The 1,009-nt window shown below is 78.7% G+C and carries 1 protein-coding gene; it reads right to left on the reverse strand.

Annotated elements, in window-relative coordinates:
- The coding region (locus tag ACQKQD_RS34150) for an amino acid adenylation domain-containing protein (RefSeq protein ID WP_427511007.1) at positions 1-1,009 on the reverse strand (1,009 nt) is incomplete at both ends.

Consider the following 1,009-nt stretch of genomic DNA (forward strand, 5'->3'; position numbering starts at 1 on the left):
CGCTGCAGCGCGGGCTCGTCGAGCGCGCCGCCGGCCGCCGGCACCGCGTAGCCCACCAGCCGCAGCCCCCCGTCCGGACCGGGACGGGCGACCACCGCCGCCTCGGCGACACCCGGCAGCGCCCGCAGCGCGGCGGCCGCCTCGCCCGGCTCCACGCGCTGGCCGCGGATCTTGACCTGATCGTCCGCCCGCCCGCGGTAGTCGAGCTGCCCGTCCGCCCGCCACGCCGCCCGGTCGCCGGTGCGGTACAGCCGCGCCCCGGCTGGCGCGCCGCCGCGCCCGGCCTCCGGGTCGGGCACGAAGCGCGCGGCGGTCAGGCCGGGCTGGCCGCGGTAGCCCCGGGCGAGGCCGAGGCCGCCGATGTAGAGCTCGCCGACGACGCCGACCGGCACCGGGTGGAGGGCGTCGTCGAGGACGTGCAGGCGCAGGTTGGCGATGGGCGCGCCGATCGGCACGCGCGGCCCGGGGGCGGGCCCGGCGTCGCAGGCGTCGTCGCAGGCGCCATCCCAGGCTGCGACGTCGCAGGCGGTGACGTCGATGGCGGCCTCGGCGGGTCCGTAGAGGTTGTGCACCCGCGCGCCGGTGCGGGCGGCGACGGCGCGGGCGAGGTCGGGCGGCAGGGCCTCGCCGCTGGCGATCAGTCGGGTGAGGCTGGCGGTGTCGTCGAGGGCGCCGGCGGCGAGGGCGGCCGAGAGCTGGGCGGGCACGAAGTGCAGGAGGGTGACGGCGTGCCGGCCGATGAGGCGTGCGATGGCGTCGGGGTCGCGGTGGGCGCCGGGTGGCGCCAGGACGAGGCGTGCGCCGGTGACGAGGGGGAGGAGGATCTCCCAGACGGCGACGTCGAAGGAGACGGGGGTCTTGTGCAGGATGGTGTCGTGGGCACCGACGCGCAGATGGTCGGCCATCCAGGCGAGGCGGTTGGCGAGGGCGGCGTGGGTGTTGGCGCAGGCCTTGGGGGTGCCGGTGGAGCCGGAGGTGTGCAGGACGTAGGCGAGCGCGTCCGGGTGGG

Source organism: Methylobacterium sp. NPDC080182, from assembly GCF_050281105.1.
Classification (GTDB): Bacteria; Pseudomonadota; Alphaproteobacteria; order Rhizobiales; family Beijerinckiaceae; genus Methylobacterium.